10 protein-coding genes and 1 pseudogene are annotated in these 17,126 nt (G+C 67.7%); 5 read left to right on the top strand and 6 right to left on the bottom strand.

Features of this window, described 5'->3' with window-relative positions; genetic code table 11:
- Positions 1-772, top strand: a 772-nt coding sequence (locus QQK25_RS19835) for a WD40 repeat domain-containing protein (protein ID WP_284189511.1), incomplete at its 5' end; no start/stop codon positions are given.
- A gap of 205 nt (positions 773-977) precedes the next feature.
- On the opposite strand, the gene QQK25_RS19830 is transcribed toward QQK25_RS19835, so the two are convergent.
- Positions 978-1,790 carry an SDR family oxidoreductase gene (locus tag QQK25_RS19830; RefSeq protein ID WP_284189510.1) on the bottom strand — a complete coding sequence of 271 codons (813 nt, stop codon included), beginning with the start codon at positions 1,788-1,790 and terminating at the stop codon, positions 978-980.
- A gap of 133 nt (positions 1,791-1,923) precedes the next feature.
- On the opposite strand from QQK25_RS19830, the gene putA reads away from it, so the two are divergent.
- Positions 1,924-5,571 carry a bifunctional proline dehydrogenase/L-glutamate gamma-semialdehyde dehydrogenase PutA gene (gene putA, locus QQK25_RS19825; RefSeq protein WP_284189509.1) on the top strand — a complete coding sequence of 1,216 codons (3,648 nt, stop codon included), beginning with the start codon at positions 1,924-1,926 and terminating at the stop codon, positions 5,569-5,571.
- A 24-nt stretch (positions 5,572-5,595) separates the two neighbouring features.
- On the opposite strand, the gene QQK25_RS19820 is transcribed toward putA, so the two are convergent.
- From QQK25_RS19820 to QQK25_RS19800, 5 genes are all read right to left on the bottom strand, one after another.
- A complete protein-coding gene (locus tag QQK25_RS19820; RefSeq protein ID WP_284189508.1) occupies positions 5,596-6,756 on the bottom strand; it encodes a methanobactin export MATE transporter MbnM in 1,161 nt (386 codons plus the stop codon).
- 4 nt (positions 6,757-6,760) lie between these two features.
- Positions 6,761-8,404 carry an MbnP family copper-binding protein gene (locus QQK25_RS19815; protein ID WP_284189507.1) on the bottom strand — a complete coding sequence of 548 codons (1,644 nt, stop codon included), beginning with the start codon at positions 8,402-8,404 and terminating at the stop codon, positions 6,761-6,763.
- Between the two features lie 115 nt (positions 8,405-8,519).
- A complete protein-coding gene (locus QQK25_RS19810; protein WP_284189506.1) occupies positions 8,520-9,971 on the bottom strand; it encodes a fibronectin type III domain-containing protein in 1,452 nt (483 codons plus the stop codon).
- A gap of 16 nt (positions 9,972-9,987) precedes the next feature.
- The gene (locus QQK25_RS19805; protein WP_284189505.1) at positions 9,988-12,189 is read right to left on the bottom strand and encodes a TonB-dependent receptor plug domain-containing protein; all 2,202 of its coding nucleotides are present in this window, start codon (positions 12,187-12,189) and stop codon (positions 9,988-9,990) included.
- Between the two features lie 663 nt (positions 12,190-12,852).
- Complete coding sequence (locus QQK25_RS19800) at positions 12,853-14,619, bottom strand: PQQ-dependent methanol/ethanol family dehydrogenase (protein WP_284189504.1); 1,767 nt, start codon at positions 14,617-14,619, stop codon at positions 12,853-12,855.
- Positions 14,620-15,089: 470 nt separating this feature from the next.
- On the opposite strand from QQK25_RS19800, the gene QQK25_RS19795 reads away from it, so the two are divergent.
- The 3 genes and pseudogenes from QQK25_RS19795 to QQK25_RS19785 all read left to right on the top strand — a co-directional run.
- On the top strand, positions 15,090-15,869 hold the full coding sequence (locus QQK25_RS19795) for a quinoprotein dehydrogenase-associated SoxYZ-like carrier (RefSeq protein ID WP_438696547.1): 780 nt from the start codon (positions 15,090-15,092) through the stop codon (positions 15,867-15,869).
- Positions 15,866-16,816 carry a quinoprotein relay system zinc metallohydrolase 1 gene (locus QQK25_RS19790; protein WP_284189503.1) on the top strand — a complete coding sequence of 317 codons (951 nt, stop codon included), beginning with the start codon at positions 15,866-15,868 and terminating at the stop codon, positions 16,814-16,816. Before QQK25_RS19795 ends, QQK25_RS19790 begins: the two co-directional genes overlap by 4 nt.
- Positions 16,813-17,126 (top strand): annotated as a pseudogene (locus tag QQK25_RS19785) (hypothetical protein); the annotation flags it as partial. The gene QQK25_RS19790 and the pseudogene QQK25_RS19785, both read left to right, overlap by 4 nt.

The raw sequence follows: 17,126 nt of genomic DNA, 5'->3' as shown, positions 1-17,126 counted from the left end.
CATCGGCGAACCCATCGCCGCCCACCCCGGCCCCGTCTCGGCGGTAGCCTGGAGCCCCGACGGCAAGTTGGTCGCCACCGGCGGCTGGGACGCCAGCGTGCGGGTGTGGCATGCCGACGGCCGCCCCGCCAGCCCGCCCCTCAAGGGCCACGACCACTGGATCGCCGCCCTCGCCTGGCGCCCGGACGGCCGCGGGCTTGTATCGGCCAGCGCCGACCGCAGCCTGCGCCACTGGAACATCACCCCCGGCCCGCAGTTCGGCCAACTCATCGGCCACCCCATGACCGGCCACGACAACTGGGTGCTCGCCGCCGCCTTCAGCCCGGACGGCAAGCGCATCTACTCGGGCAGCGCCGACGACGCCCTGCGCATCTGGGATGCCGCCACCGGCGAGCCCGTCGGCGAACCCCTCGAAGGCCACCGCCGCTGGGTGACCAGCGTGGACGTGAGCCCGGACGGACGCCACCTCGTCTCCGGCAGCTGGGACCGCACCCTGCGCCTGTGGCATGCCGAAACCGGCGTCCCCGTCGGCCGGCCCCTCGAAGGCCACACCGACGCCGTGCAATGGGTCGCCTTCCGCAACAAGGGCCAGCTCATCCACTCCGCCAGCCGCAACGGCGCGCTCCACCTGTGGGCCGGCCCCGCCCGCTGGCCGGGCATGCTGTGCGGCAAGCTCACCCGCAACATGAGCCGTGAGCAATGGACACGCTGGGTATCCAAGGACATCGACTATCTACCCCAATGCCCCGACCTGCCCGCACCGGCCAAATAACCCCCACGACCCTGTAGGTCGGACTTCAGTCCGACAAGAACGCCCGACCAAGCCACGGTGTCGGACTGAAGTCCGACCTACGGGGAAGCGATGGGCGGCGGAGGCACGCCTGCGGGTTGGCGCTTTTTTGCTCCCGGTTGGGCGCAATTTCATTCCAGCCCGGAGCAATGTGCTCCCAACCGGGAGCCGAAAGCCCCAGGCGCCCTCAGTCGTCGCTCGCCCCCGGCGACACCGCCGAACCGGCCAGGATGCCGCCGTCGATGGTCAGCTCGGAGCCATTCACGTAAGGCGCCTCGTCCGAGGCCAGCAGCACGCACACCGCCGCCACCTCTTCCGGGCGGCCAAAGCGGCGGGCCGGGTTGGCGCGCACGAAGGCCTGCATCCGCCCCTCGCGGCCCGGGCCGGAACCGAGCATCGGCTCCCACATGGGGGTGAGGATCGCCGCCGGATGCACCGAGTTGCAGCGGATCGGCAGCCCCTGCTCGGCGCAGTACAGGGCCACCGTCTTGCTGTGGTTGCGGATGCCGGCCTTCGACGAGGCATACGCCGACGCCCCAGGCACGCCCACCACGCCCGAACGGGACGACATGTTGATGATCGAGCCGCCATTGCCCTTCGCGCGCATGGTCTGGATCGCGAAGCGGCAGCCCAGGAAGGTGCCGTCCAGGTTGGTGTGATGCACCCGGCGCCAGTCGTCCAGGCTGGCATGCTCCGGGTTCTGGGGGCCGGAGCCGGACTCGAAGCCGGTGATCCCGGCGTTGTTCACCAGCACGTCGAGCTGCCCGGCGTCGGCGACGATGCGCGCCATCGCCGCCTGCCAGTCGGCCTCCTCGCGCACGTCGAGGCGCAGATAGACGGCGTTGCCGCCGATCGAATCGGCCACCGCCTGGCCCCGGGTGTCGTCGATGTCGCTCAGGTAGCAGCGGGCGCCCTCAAAGGCAAAAGCCCGGGCGATGGCCTCGCCAATGCCCCGGGCGGCGCCGGTCACCAGCGCCACTTTGTTGTCCAGACGGTTCATGCGGGTTCTCCATGCAGAAGGTGAAAGTGCGGGGATGCAAAATCCTGCCGCCATTATCCGCCCGCTGCGAAACTCCCGCCCGCCGCCGCGCTCGAACCCCTGTAGCCCCACCGCCGTTCGAGGAGCCCGCGCCATGAACGCCCCGCCCGACCGCCGCGCCGCCGACCACCGTGCCGCCATCTCCGCCCACTGCCGCAGCGACGAAGCGGCGCGGGTGGCCGCCCTCGCCGCCGAAGTCGCCGCGGTGCCACTGGATAGGGCCGCCGTCGCCGAGCACGCCCGGCAGTTGATCGTGGCGGTGCGCCAGCAGCGCGACGGCGCCAGCGGGGTGGACAACCTGATGCACGAGTTCTCGCTCTCCACCCAGGAAGGCATCACCCTGATGTGCCTGGCCGAAGCCCTGCTGCGCATCCCCGACACCGCCACCCGCGACCGCCTGATCCGCGACAAGATCGCCAAGGGCGACTGGCGCGCCCACCTGGGCCACAGCCACTCCCTGTTCGTCAATGCCGCCACCTGGGGGCTGATGCTCACCGGCAAGCTGGTGGCCACCCACAGCGAGCACACCCTCGGCGGCAACCTCGCAAAACTCATCGCCCGGGGCGGCGAGCCGCTGATCCGCAGCGGGATGGAGTTTGCGATGGGCCTCCTGGGCCAGCAGTTCGTGATGGGCGAGACCATCGCCGCCGCCCTCAAGCGCAGCGAGGCCAGCACCCGCCACGGCTACACCCACTCCTTCGACATGCTCGGCGAGGCCGCCGCCACCCGCGCCGATGCCGAGGCCTACACCAACGCCTACGAGCACGCCATCCACGCCATCGGCAAGGCCAGCGCCGGGCGCGGCGTGGTCAATGGCCCGGGCATCTCCATCAAGCTCTCGGCGCTCCACCCCCGCTACTGTCGCGCCCAGCGCCAGCGGGTGTTGGACGAGCTCTACCCGCGCCTCGTGGCGCTGATGCAGCTCGCCTGCGGCTACAACATCGGGGTGAATATCGACGCCGAGGAGGCCGACCGGCTGGAGCTCTCCCTCGATCTCGTCGAACGCCTGCTCGCCGAGCCGGATCTGGCCGGCTGGACGGGCCTCGGGGTGGTCGTCCAGGCCTACCAGAAGCGCTGCCCCTTCGTGATCGAGCACTTGGCCGAACGGGCGCGCGAACACGGCCGGCGCATCATGATCCGGCTGGTCAAGGGCGCCTACTGGGATGCCGAGATCAAGCGCGCCCAGGTGGATGGCCTGGCCGGCTACCCGGTGTTCACCCGCAAAGTGCACACCGATCTCTCCTACCTGGCCTGCGCCGCGCGCCTGCTGGCGGTGGCCGACCGCGTCTATCCGCAGTTCGCCACCCACAACGCCCACACCCTCGCCAGCGTGGCGCAGATGGCCGCCGACCGGGGCGTGACCGAATACGAGTTCCAGTGCCTCCACGGCATGGGCGAGCCGCTTTACGACAACGTGGTCGCCCCGGGCCAGCCCGGCGGCCGCTGTCGCATCTACGCCCCGGTGGGCAACCACGCCAGCCTGCTGCCCTATCTGGTGCGGCGCCTGCTGGAGAACGGCGCCAACACCTCCTTCGTCAATCGCATCGTGGACGAAGCCGTGCCGGTGGACGCCCTGCTGGCCGACCCCCTCGACGCGGTACGCCGGGACGGCGGCCACCCCCACCCGGCCATTCCCCTGCCGGCCGATCTGTTCGGCCCCACCCGGCGCAACTCCGCCGGGCTCGATCTCGCCAGCGACGCCGAGATCAACCGCCTCGACGCCGAGCTCGCCCTCCTCGCCAGCCGCCCGTGGAGCGCCGAGCCGATCCTGGCCAGCCACCCGCCCTCCGGCACGCCTTACCTGCCCGTCACCAACCCCGCCAACCGGCAGGACCAGGTGGGCACGGTGCTCGAAGCCACCCTCACCGACGTAGCCCGCGCGGTGGAAGCCGCCGACACCTTTGCCGATGACTGGCACGCCGTGCCGCCACCCCGCCGGGCCAGCCTGCTCCGCGCCGCCGCCGACGCCTTCGAGGCCCACCAGACAGCGTTCATCAGCCTGTGCATCCGCGAAGCCGGCAAGACCCGCGCCAACGCCATCGCCGAGGTGCGCGAGGCGGTGGATTTCTGCCGCTACTACGCCGCCCAGATCGAACACCTGCCCCCCAGCGCCACCGCGCCCGGGCCGGTGGTGTGCATCAGCCCGTGGAACTTCCCGCTGGCGATCTTCGTGGGCGAAGTGGTGGCCGCGCTGGCCGCCGGCAGCCCGGTGCTCGCCAAACCCGCCGAGCAGACGCCCCTCACCGCCGCGCTGGTGGTGCATCTGCTCCACGCCGCCGGCATCCCTCGCGCGGCCCTGCAGCTGCTGCCCGGCCCGGGCGAACGGGTGGGCGCGGCGCTGGTGGCCGACCCGCGCATCCGCGGCGTGGTGTTCACCGGCTCCACCGAAGTCGCCCGCCTGATCCACCGCCAGCTCGCCCAGCGCCCCGCCGAGGCGCCGCCCACCCGCCTGATCGCCGAGACCGGCGGCCAGAACGCGATGATCGTGGACGCCTCGGCCCTGCCCGAGCAGGTGGTGCAGGACGCCCTCGCCTCCGCCTTCGACAGCGCCGGCCAGCGCTGCTCGGCCCTGCGCGTGCTGTGCCTGCAGGAAGAGATCGCCGACCGGGTGATCGAGCTCCTCGCCGGAGCGATGATGGAGCTCGCCATCGGCAACCCGGCGCGGCTTTCCACCGACGTGGGCCCGGTGATCGACGACACCGCCCGCGCGGCGCTCCTCGCCCACATCGACCGGCTGCGCACCATCGGCCACCGGGTGATCCAGTGCCCGCTGCCCGACGCCTGCGCCACCGGCAGCTTCGTGCCGCCCACCCTCATCGAGATCGACAGCATCGCCGAGCTGGAACGGGAGGTCTTCGGCCCCGTGTTGCACGTGCTGCGCTACCACGCCGAGCGGCTGGACGAGCTCATCGACACCATCAACGCCACCGGCTACGGCCTCACCTTCGGGATGCACAGCCGCATCGACGAGCGCATCGACGCCGCCACCCGCCGTATCCGCGCCGGCAACCTCTACATCAACCGCAACATGATCGGCGCCGTGGTGGGCGTACAGCCTTTTGGCGGCGAAGGAAAATCCGGCACCGGGCCGAAGGCCGGTGGTCCGTTCTACCTGCCACGGCTGATGGGCGACCTGTCGGTGCCGCCGGCCGCCCTCGGGCTCACGCCGGACGACAGCGGCGTCGACGACTGCCGGCTCGCCCGCTTCGACACGCTGCGCGCCTGGGCCCACCACGAGGGGCTGCGCAGCCTGGCCGAAGCCTGCGCCGATTTCGCCACCACCTCGCCGCTGGCCTGCCGGGCAACGCTCCCGGGCCCCACCGGCGAACGCAACACCCTGGGCTTTGCGCCCCGCGGCACGATCCTGTGCGTGGCCGACGAGCGGGACACCCTGCTCGTCCAGCTTGCTGCCGCGCTCGCCACCGGCAACACGCCGGCGGTGGTGTATGGCGCCGTGGCCGCCGCTGCCCTCGACGCCCTCCCGGACGGGCTGGCCGCAGCCGTCGTGCAGATCGACGAGGACGCGATCCTCACCGTGGACGGCGTGCTCCACGCCGGCAGCCCCGAGCGCCGCGCCGATCTGCATCGCCAACTGGCCGACCACCCGACGCGCATCCTGCCGCTGGTCGAAGCCGGGCCCGACGGGCGCTACCCGCTGTACCGGCTGGTGGTGGAAAGGGCCGTGTCGATCAACACCGCCGCGGCCGGCGGCAACACGAGCCTGATGACGCTGGCAGCGTGAGCTGCCGGCCAGCGGGAAGGAAGATCAGAACGGATCCGCAAAGCGCGGATTGGCGACGAACTCCTCGTCCGTCAGGGTCTTCAGGAAGGCAATGATGTCGGCCTTGTCGCGGGCATCCAGACGGATCTTGTCGATGATCGGGTCTTTCAGCGGATTGCGACGGCCGTCGCCCTTGAACGGGCCGCGTGTCACGTTGCGGCCGTGGGCGGCGTAAAAGTCGAGCACCTCTTCAAGCGTTTCGATGGAGCCGTCGTGCATGTACGGGCCCGTCAGCGCGATGTTGCGCAGGCTCACGGTGCGGAAACGCCCCATGTTCTCGGGCTGGGGCATCACGCCGATCAGGCCCGGATTGTCGTCGGGGTAAGCGCCCTTGCCATCCACGTTGTAGAGGCCGGTGTTGTGAAACGGCCGCGGTACGTCGCGGGTGGTGACGTCGTAGGTCTGATCCGAGAAGTTGTAGCCGCGGTGGCATTCCGAGCAGCGCGCTTTGTCGCCGAAGAACAACGCCCGGCCCCGCTCCTCGCGCTCGCTGAGGGACAGCTTGCCGGCCAGCGCCTGGTCGTAGCGGGAATTGCCGGAGATCACCCCGCGCTCGAAGGTCGAGATCGCCCGGATGATGTTCTCGAAGTTGATCGGCTCCGCCTGGCCCGGAAACACCTTGGCGAAGCGCTGCCGATAGTCGGCGTCGGCACGAAAGCGGCCCAGCACCTCGGCCTTGTTCTCGTCGTTGATGCCCAGTTCGATGGCCAGGTTTTCGACGAACATGGGCACCACCGCCTGGATCTCCAGCGTCGTCTGGGACGGGTTGGCCCAGGTGAGCGTGGGGTAATAGGCCACGTTGGCGATGCTCATGGCGCTGCGCGCGCCCACATCACCGGTCGAGCCGACCGGCAGCGCGCGCCCGTCAGTGAACGCCAGCCGCTGGATGTGGCACGAGGCGCAGGCCTGCGTGCCGTTGCCCGACAGGCGCTTGTCGTAGAACAGGCGCCGGCCAAGCTGAAAGCCCTCTTCGGTCATGGGATTGTCGGCGGGCACCACCGGCCGGGGAAAGCCGGCCGGCAACTGCCAGGTCCACGCGGCTGCCGGCTCCGGGGCGGGCGGCACGGCATGCCGTCCGCCCTGCCAGAGCCAACCGCCGACACCGAGGATGGCCACCAGGCCACCGATCCATATCGAACGGTTCATGCGCTTACTTCACGCTGAAGACCGACTGCGCCACCGTGGTGGACATCAGCCCGGAGCTCAGATCCAGCCCCAGCGCCTTGAAGATCGGGCCGCACTCGGGGTCGGTCGTACCAGACATGCAACCGGCCGCACCACCCGCGTCGTACTGCAGGTCGGCGTTCTTGAAGAGCTGGCCGACGTCGAGCACAACCTTCTGGGACGATGGATTGAAGCTGTTGAAAGCCAGCTTCACGCGGTTGGGGTTGGTGCAGCTCGTCGGGGCCGTGGTGCCCACGGTCGGATCACCGGAACACCCCGTCGAGCCCAGATGCACGACCCACTTCGAGGTGGTCGAGCTGTTGGGCTTCTGAACCGGGGTGGTCGGCCAGAACTCGAGCTTGGTGAACTTGCGGCCGGACTGCCACGACCAGGCCATCGCGCTGTTCTGCAGCGGCAGCGAGTTGGCGGTGTCGGCGGCGTTGCTGTGGTTCTGCCGGACCATGTCGGGGCCGTACAGGGGAACGCCCACCACCATCGTCACGCCGGTGTAGGTGCCGGGCTTGACCTTGCCGGTGATGCTGGTCACGTAGCCGGTGGCCGGCGAGCAGGTCACGTTGGCGTAGGTCGCGCCGCTGCTCACGGTGTTGTAGCCGAAGTTCAGCAGGGCCAGGCCTTTGGACTGGCCGGCGTTCTCGGTCAGCACGACCGGCGTCGCGTTACCGTCCTGATCCACAAGGGCCACGTTGCTCACGTAGAAGCGCAGATCGACCAGCTTGCCGGTCGAGGTCTGGGCGGCCTGCGTCGTCGCCGCGACTGCCGACGTATTGGTGGGGGTGTGATCCCACAGCTGGGTGCTCGCCAGCGTGACCACGTCGCCGCAGCGCACCGATGCACCACCGCTCACGACGTCGAAGTTGATCGTCACGTCCTGGGTCGCGGCGCTCTGGGACGCGGTGTCGGCGCTGGCCTTGGCCACCACCGCCGCCGTCACCGTGGCGAGGCCTGTGCGCGTGCCGGTGCGCAGGTCGGACATCGCCTGGGTCAGGGCCGCGTCCTGCAGGGCCTTGATCTGGGCGTTGGACGACAGGCCGTCCTTGACGGCTTCGTAGTAGCTCTTCACGGAGGCGGTGAGCGTGCGGGCAATGGTGTGCGTGCCCGTATCGTTTGCCGACAGGTAGTTGGCGAAGAGGTCGGCGGGGGCCGTCTGGCCGGCAGCGGCAAGGTCCGCCTTGACCGCCGCGACGGCCGCATCCACCGTGGTGGCCGCGCCGCTGTCGAGCTTCTGCTGGACCAGGGTGGAGATGGGGCTGACGAAACCGGACTTGCCAGCCGGCGCCTTCAGCACGAAGGACTTGCCGACGGCGGTGCCAGTATCGGAATCCACGGCGCTGGCAGGCACCTCGACCACCAGCGGGTAGGCGCCGGCGTCGCTCTCGGAGAGTCCGCTCAGGGAGTAGGCGCCGCCGGAACCGGTCGTGGTGGTGGGCTCGCCAGTGTCACAGGCGCCATTCCTGTTCTTGTCCAGACAGACCTTGGCACCACTCAGATAGCCATCCGCAACACTCCCCGACAGCGTGGAGCTGCCCGACGAACTGCTGCCACCGCCACCACCACACGCAACCAACGCCATTGCGCCCGCCAGGGCAGCAGAAATCGATTTTAATTTCATTGAGTCCTCCCGAATAAATAAAAACAATTATATTTTTTCGGGATGATTCAACTGTGCGACAAATCGTCGCCAAATAGGATGGAAATTAAATCCTATTTCATCAAGCCAACAAATATCACTTTCTCGTAATGAGCTGAGACCGCGGAACGCCCCCCATCGTGCCATCACTGCCATATCCGGAAAATGCCGTCCCGGTCATGCAGGTGTCCCCCATCATGCCGCCGGGCGCGCAATCGGCGTAGGCCAGCAAGGCCAATTGCGCAGGGGTAAGCGTGGCGGTCGGATCATCGGGAACGAAAATAAGCGCATAGGCGTTTCCGGGGTTTGCCCCAGGCGACCCGTAATAACGCCCACCTACCGTCACCCCCTGCTGCGGCGACCAGCCATCGCCGGTCGCGCTGCGGAGGAAGGTATTCGTGGTGTTGTTCCGGAAACTGGCGACAAAGGTGCCGCCCAAAGCTGCATCACGCCAGCTGACGAGCTGGTAATCCAGAGTGAGCCATTTCATCGAATCGCCGGGGTAGCCCGTCGAGCCACCGGTCATGGATTCGCTCAGGATGCCTTTGAGATCCGACACCGTGCCTGCAGTGAAATTGAAGGTGAAGGTCCCGATGAAGATCGAGTTGTTGGGCTGGGTATCCGGCTCGTAGAAGGTCTCGACCACCTGATACGCGGTCGTGACCGGCACCGGCGCCGACGCGCTGCCCGTGCCCACGGCATTCTGCGCAGCCACCGAAAGCGCGTAACCGCGGCAGTTGTTCGGGCAGGCGACGGCAATCGGCGAGGCCGTCCCGGAGGCGGTGATGCCCGCCGGCACGGACGTGACCGTGTAGCCGGTGATCGGGCTGCCGCCGCTGTCGGTTCCACCGAAGCTGACGAGCACCGAATCCGCCACCGTACCGGGCGCCGCCGTCACGCCGCCCGGTACGCCGGGCACCCGCACGCTCACCGGCGCGCTCACCACGATGGACTGGGTGACCTGCGCCGCGGCGTGGTAGTTGGCATCGCCCGCCTGATTGGCCGCGATCACGCAGTTGCCGGCCAGCAGCGCCGTGACCACGCCGGAATCGGGAACCACCGAGCAGACGCCCGCGCTCTGGCTGCTGAAGCTCACCGGCAGGCCCGAGGTGGCCGATGCCGACACCACCGCCGTGCCGCCCAGGCTGAGGCTGGGCGCCGCACCAAACGTGATGCTCTGCACCGGCGAGAACGCCACCGGCAGCGTGAGCGTCGCCTCGGGCGCCTGGGCGTACCGGCTGTTGCCGGCCTGATTGGCCGACACCACGCAATTGCCGAGAGTCAGGCTGGTCACCAGACCGCTGCCCGCATCCACGCTGCACACGCCGGGCGTGGCGCTGCCATAGCGCACCGGCAGCCCGGAGCTGGCCACCGCGACGACGGTCGCCGTGCCGCCCTTGTTGAGGACGGGCGCCGCGTCGAAGCGGATCGTCTGGGTGTTGGCTTCGATGGCGGGGCCGTCGTCGCCACCACCACCGCAGCCCTGGAGCGCGAGGCTGCCCGCGCAGGCAATGAAAAGGGCTTTCCGGACAAGGAGATCGAATTGCATCGGGGAGCTCGGAGGATCAGAAGTTCAGGTTGAGGGCGACATTGAAGGAGCGCCCGCGGCCCGGCACGACGTAGCCCCAGGGGATGCCACCGGTGGTCATCGACGCCCCCTGGCCAACATAGGCGCCGCCCAGCGGAAGGGCGTAGGTCTTGTCGAAGACGTTCTCGATGCCGGCATCGAGGCGCGCCATCTTCCACTGGTAGCTGCTGCGCAGGTTGAGGAGGCCGTAGCCCGCCGTCGGAATCTCGTTGCGCACCTGGGAGACGTCACTCTTGCCCTTCACCAGCAGGACTTCCGCGGTGTTCGTCCAACCGGCAAGGCGATTCACCAGCGCGAGCCTGGTGTTGAGGGGCATCATGTTGTAGAGGTTGTCGCCGGTAGTGGTGTTTTCGCCGCGCACGTAGTTGAGCAGGCCGGTGGCCGAGAAGCTGCCTAGGCTCTCGGCCCGCCCGAGCAAGGCCTGGCCGGAGAGCTCGAAACCGTACAGGCGCGCCTGCTGGTTGACGTACTGCAGATGCACGAAACCGTCGGTCCTGGTGAGGTTCTCGGCGCTGCACTGGCCGATATCGCAGCGCCGCGCGTCGATGTAGTTCTCGACGTAGCTGTAGTGGGCCGTCGCCTTCAGGCTCCAGCGCGTCTTTTCGGCGTCGTTCCAGTCGCCGCTGAGGCTGACCGTGTGTGCCACCTCGGGCCGCAGATCGCCATTGCCGACATAGCCGTTGCCGTCGCCCACGAAGTTGTTCATCAGCGCGGCCATCGGGTTGGTGGACCACGGATAACGCTGGTACAGGCTCGGCGCCCGGGACTTGCGGGCGTAGCCGCCTTCGTAGCGCCGGGTGCCGTCGGGGGCGAAGCGCAGCAGCGCGGTGAAATCCCAGTTGTTGTCCACGCGCTTGTGGTCGCGGGCGTTGAAGGCCGCGGCATCATTGCCCCAGGATGCGGCGAGGCCGTTGTCGTAGCCCTGCACGGCCGCCGCGTCGGTGGTCACGCGGGTGCCGCGCACGCCGATCAGACTGGTCCATTCAGGCTGCCAGCGGGCCTCCCATTCGGCGAAGAGATCGCTGCGGTAACGGCGGCCGTAGTCCACGTTCCAGAACGCATTGGGCCCCATCACGCCACCCACCGGCGGCCACCAGTCGTAAAGGATGTACGACTGGTATTCGCTGCCTACCCGTAGCAGATCCCGATCCGACAGCGTCACATTGGCCTGCACCAGGGCGTTACGGGTGTGGGCCTTGCTTTCCATGGGCATTCCGGTGCCGTAGGAATAGCGATCCTTGCCCATGTCCATCTGGTGACGCACATCCTGGTCGGAGAACCGGGCCTCGAGCGCCCCCCAGTCGAACTCGCCGAAATAGCGCAGGTTGATGATCGTGTTCTTGTTGTCGGTCATGTCCATGCGCTGATTGGGGAAACCCTCGAAGCCCACTCGCTGCTCGCTGGCCGTCAGCTGCAGGACATGCCGGTCCTGCCTGAATGCGATACCGACCTCGCGATTGTGCGCACCGGAAAACCCGCTCGAACCCACCACGTCGCCGGGGATCGGGGCGCCATCCTCCCTCCCTTTGGCCACGGGCTTGAAGACACCCCCGGCCTTGTAGTTGCCCGAACGGGCCTGGGACTCGCTGTAGGAGAGGTTGAAGCGCTGCCCGACCCACTCGACGCCAGCGTTGTAACCCACGGCGTTGCCGTTGCTGTGGTAATACGAACCCAGCGTGCCACTGGCACCAGCCTCGTCCGCGCTGCCGGCAAAGGCAGGTGGCGCCGAGCGGACCTGGATCACCCCGCCGATGCTGTCACCCCCCACGCTCACCGGCGCAATGCCCGGGTAAACGGTGATTTCCGCAACCTTGCTGGGGTTGATGTACGAGAGCGCAGCGTTCATGTGATTGGGGCAGGCCGCCATCAGGTCGGCGCCATCCACCTGCACGCGGATGCGATCGTCCGCCATGCCCCGGATCACCGGCAGCCCCGAGATGCCACCGGCGCTGTACACGCTCATCCCTGGCACATCCCGCAGAAGCTGGGTGGTGTCGGCCACCCCGGCGCGCCGGGCGGCGATATCGCTCTCACTCATGTCGATGGAGCCGAGCCGGGGGGCGGTTGAACGCTTGAAGGCAGGGGCGATCACCGTCAAGGTGTCCAGGGTGGTTTCCTGCCCGTGGGCAGACATCGAGAACGTCGCCAGCAGCGCGACGAGCGGTCTGACACAGGTCATTACATCCGGCCCACGCCGACGCCCGTCGGACTCTCCAGGGATCCGGCCGGCATGCACTTTTACAAGCTGACCCGGCTCACACCTATACTTTCGATCCATTACCCGATTTCCGCTCAAACGATGAACGCGTCCCTGCAGCCAGACCGCTGCAATGGCGTTCGCCTCACCGCTACCGACCCTGACCAATTCGGCTGCCAATTAAACGAAATTGACAATCCATTTCGAGGGTGAAAATTATTCTGAATGAAGACGTCCCGCGCCGATTTTACGGTGCGCTCCGATCCGGAATGATGCGACATATGGCCGCATATTCCTGGAAACACCCGATGGCGAGCAGCCACCAAATTGACGACCAATCTTCAATTCATCACCAATTGACGATGAATTGAGTCTGTCAGAAATCTTTTCAGGGGAGCGTCACCCGATTCAAATCGATAGACCGGTGCCGCATTTGACGGCGGGTAATGAAGCATGAATGGCGGCGCAAATCGCCGCATGCGTCCGGGCCGGGGATCTGGACCACGCGCAACGCAGGCCGGCTTCTTGCCGCGTCTAACGACGCTTTCCCGATCAGGCAAAAAAAACGGCACGGACGCTTTCGCATCCGTGCCGTTTCCGCAACCAGGCGGCCCGATGTTCCGGGCCACCTACTCCCAAACGGGATTACTTGCCGTTGTGCAGCTTGAACACCCACACGGAACCGCCCTGCTCCAGGAAGTTCACGCGACGGGCCACGTCGCCGCCCCACAGGGGCACTGCGCCGCCCCAGCCGGACACCACGGCCACGTACTGCTCGCCGTTCTCCATCCAGGTGACCGGGGGAGCGACCACGCCGGAGCCGGTCTGGAAGGACCAGACCTCCTTGCCGGTCTTGGCGTCCAGCGCCTTCAGGTAGCCTTCGGGGGTACCGTAGAAGGTCAGGTTGCCGGCCGTGGTCAGCACGCCGCCCCACAGGGGAGCGAAGTTCTTGTTTTCCCAGACGATCTTGCCCGAGACCGGATCGACCGCGCGCAGCGAACCGATGTAGTCGTCGTGCAGGGCCTTGATGGTGAAGCCCGCGCCCAGGTACGCGGCGCCGCGCTTGTACGAGACCGGCTCGTTCCAGATGTCCATCGCCCACTCGTTGGCCGGCACGTAGAACAGGCCGGTTTGCGGGTTGTAGGCGATCTGCTGCTGGTTCTTGCCGCCCAGGAAGGACGGTGCAGCCGTGACGTTCCGGCCCTTCTTGCCGTCGGCGCTGGCGGTCGGGTCGCCCGGACGGTTTTCGTCCACGTAGATCGGACGGCCGGTGTTCATGTCGAAGCCCTTGGCCCAGGTGATGTCCTTGACGAAGGGGAAGATGTTCAGCGGCTTGCCGTTGGTACGGTCGAGCACGAAGAAGAAGCCGTTACGGTCAGCCTTGCCGCCCGCCTTGATGATCTTGCCGGTCTTCGGGTCCTTGTAGTCGAAGGACACGAATTCGTTCACACCGTCGAAGTCCCAGCCGTCGTGCGGGGTGGTCTGGTAGTGCCAGACGATCTTGCCGGTATCCGGGTCGATGGCCACGGTGGCGGACGAGAACAGGTTGTCGCCGGGGCGCAGGTGGCTGTTCCAGGGAGCCGGGTTGCCGGTGCCCGCGAAGATCAGGTTGGTTTCCGGATCGTAGGTGGCGCCGTTCCAGGTGGCCGCGCCGCCGGTCTTCCAGAGGTCGCCGGTCCAGGTGGCGTTGAGGGTGCCGGAGATGCCGTTCTCGACCTTCTCGCCGTTCACCCACTTGTAGCCCATGTGACCTTCGACGGTCGGGCGCATCCAGACCATCTTGCCGGTCTTGGCATCGCGGGCTTCCATGCGGCCCTGCACGCCGAACTCGCCACCGGACACGCCGGTGATGACCAGACCCTTGACGATCAGCGGCGCGGCGGAGGCGGAATAGCCAGCGGCGTAGTCGTCGATCTTGTCCTTCCAGACAACCTTGCCGGTGTCCTTGTTGAGGGCCACGAGCTGGGCGTCGAGGGTGGCGAAGATCACCAGGTCGCCGTAGAGGGCAGCACCACGGTTGATCACGTCACAGCACGGCATGATGCCTTCGGGCAGACGGTGCTCGTACTTCCACAGCTTCTTGCCGGTCTTGGCGTCGAGGGCAAAGATGCGGCTGTAGGAGGCCGTCACGAACATCTTGCCGTCGTGCACCAGCGGCTGGGATTCCTGGCCGCGCTGCTTCTCGCCGCCAAAGGAGAACGACCAGACCGGAACCAGGTTCTTGACGGTCTTGGTGTTGATCTTGTCCAGCGTGCTGAAGCGCTGACCCTGCTGGCCAAGGCCGAAATGAACGACGTCGCCGGTGGTCTTCGCATCGTTGAGGATGTCGGCGTCGGTGACTTCCTTCGCCTGGGCAGCGCCAGCAACCATCAGCGCTGCAGCGATGATCGACATCGCAAACGGCTTTTTCATATTTTTGCTCCTTTGGATCATTGAATGTCTCCTTCGAGAAGGTGCTGAAGCACACGACGGACGGGCCACCTCCCGGCCACGTCCGAGTACGCAGCACGGTCAATCCGCAAAAGCCGTGCCATCAACGCGGCCGCATCACGGAAATCTGCATTTCGGGAAAATTTCCCGATATAAAAAGGGCTGTTGGCAACAATGAAACTTTTAATAGCTTGCGCCAATCCCGGCCTGACGGGCAATTCGCCCGATACAGCTGCTTCATTCCTCACCAAGTGCTCCAAACTGCAACAGCCCGACGCGGAACACGTTACGCCGGCACACGGCCACCGGGCAGCGGAAGCCCCCGCCCGGCATCCCCCACCGCCGTTTGAGGCCCTCCGGCCCGCGCCACAACCTCAGGCACGAAGCTTGCAGCCGTTCATCTCATCATAGAGCGCGCCGCCCACGAGCAGGCCGCCACGAGGAGACCAAGCTTGAAACTACTGCACGCCCTTGCGGCCGGGGCATTCGCCGCCGCCTGCACCCTGGCCCATCCCGCCAGCCCGCCCCCCCAGGCCGACCCCCTGGAATCGCCCCGCTGGGGCGACGTGCGCAAGGAATTCTTCCCGGCCAGGGCCCGCGTCCGCTTCGACAGCCGGGTCAAGGTCACCGCACCGCTCACCGCCGAGAACGCCCTCAACGTGCCCGTGAGCGTCGACGCCGGCGAGCTGACCGACGTGCGCGAAGTCGTCGTCTTCGCCGACTTCAACCCCATTGTAAAAATAGTACGTTTCGAGCCCACCGGCGCCCATCCCGGGCTCGGCTTCCGGATCAAGCTCCAGCAATCGTCCCCCGTCCGCGCCGCGGTGCGCACCGGCGACGGCAGCTGGCACGTGGGCGGCGCCTGGGTGAACACCGCCGGTGGCGGCTGCACCCTGCCCTCCGCCGGCAGCGCCTCGCCCGAATGGCAGAAGCGCCTCGGCGAGGTGAGCAGCCGCGTGTGGGCCAGGAAGGAAGGCGGCGAGCGCATCCGCCTGCGGGTGATCCACCCGGAAGACACCGGCCTCGCCGCCGGCGTGCCGGCCTTCTTCATCCAGGATCTGCGCCTCACCGATGAAGCCGGCCAGCCCCTGATGCACATCGAGGGTTTCGAACCCCTGTCCGAAAATCCGGTCTTCACCGTAGACATCCCCGCCGCCCGCGCCGCCGCCGGCTACCGGGTGAGCGGCCGCGACAACAACGGCAACACCATCTCGGCAGCGATCGAAAAATGAAGCGCGTCGCCCGAACCCTCACCGCCACCTTCACCCTCGGCTGGGCCCTGCTGCTGGCTGCGGCCGACATGGACTACGGCCTCGCTCCCGAGCAGATCGCCCCCGACACCTGGGTGCTCACCGGCCGCAGCGAAGACTTCAGCACGAAAAACGGCGGCAACATCGTCAACACCGCCTTCGTCGTCACCTCGGCTGGCGTGCTGGTGATCGACAGCGGCCCGTCCCGTGCCTACGGCGAGCAGCTGCGCCGGGCCATCGCCCGGGTCACCGACAAGCCTGTGGTGATGGTGGTGGACACCCACCATCACCCGGATCACTTCCTCGGCAACCAGGCTTTCCCGAAGGAAACCCTGGCCGCGCTGCCCGGTACGATCCACGGCATTCACACCGAAGGCGGCAACCTCAACGAGAACATGTATCGGCTCACCGGCGACTGGATGGCCGGCACCGAGCCCGTCGCCCCGGCCCGCCAGCTCGCCGCCGGCCCGCTGCAGCTGGGCGACCACCGCTTCGAGCTGCTCGCCCTCGATGGCCACACCGAGGCCGATCTCGCCGTCCTCGACCGCCAGACCGGCGTGCTGTTTGCCGGCGATCTGGTCTTCAACAACCGCGCGCCTACCACGCCCCACGCCCGCCTCGACGCCTGGAACGCCGCCCTGGCAAAACTCGAAGCCCTGCCCTTCACCCGCCTCGTGCCCGGCCACGGCCCGGTGAGTACCGACGGCGCCCCGATCCGCCAGACCCGCGCCTGGCTCGCATGGCTCGATGAGACCCTGCGCCAGTCCGCCGAAGAAGGCCTCGACATGACCGAGGTGCTGGCCCTGCCGCTGCCCGCCGGGTTCCGCCGGCTGGCGGTGTCCGAGGCCGAATACCGCCGCTCGGTCGGCCAGCTCTACCCCGCTTATGAGCAGCGCGCCCTCGCCCGGGACGGAAAGACTGCCCGATGAACGCCGCACCCACCTTCGCCATGCCCTGGCCCGAAGTGCCCGCGCCGCGGATCAGCCGCCCCCTCAAGCTGGCCATCGCCGCCTCCATCGGCGTGCATGTGCTGGCGCTTGCGTGGCAGCACGATCTCCTGCCCAAGCCGGACGACACCCCGCCCACCCTGAACGTCGTGCTCCGCGCCCCGGTGCCGGTCGTCCAGCCGACCCCGGCGCCCGAACCCGTCGCCCGCGTCGAGCCTGTCGAGCCCCCCGCCCCGCGGATCACCCGCCCAGCCAGGGCCGAACCCATCCCCGCCCCCCGCCCGGCGCCGGT

This window comes from Zoogloea oryzae (assembly GCF_030161255.1).
In the GTDB taxonomy this organism is placed as follows: domain Bacteria; phylum Pseudomonadota; class Gammaproteobacteria; order Burkholderiales; family Rhodocyclaceae; genus Zoogloea; species Zoogloea oryzae.
This window is presented reverse-complemented; position numbering and strand designations above follow the sequence as displayed.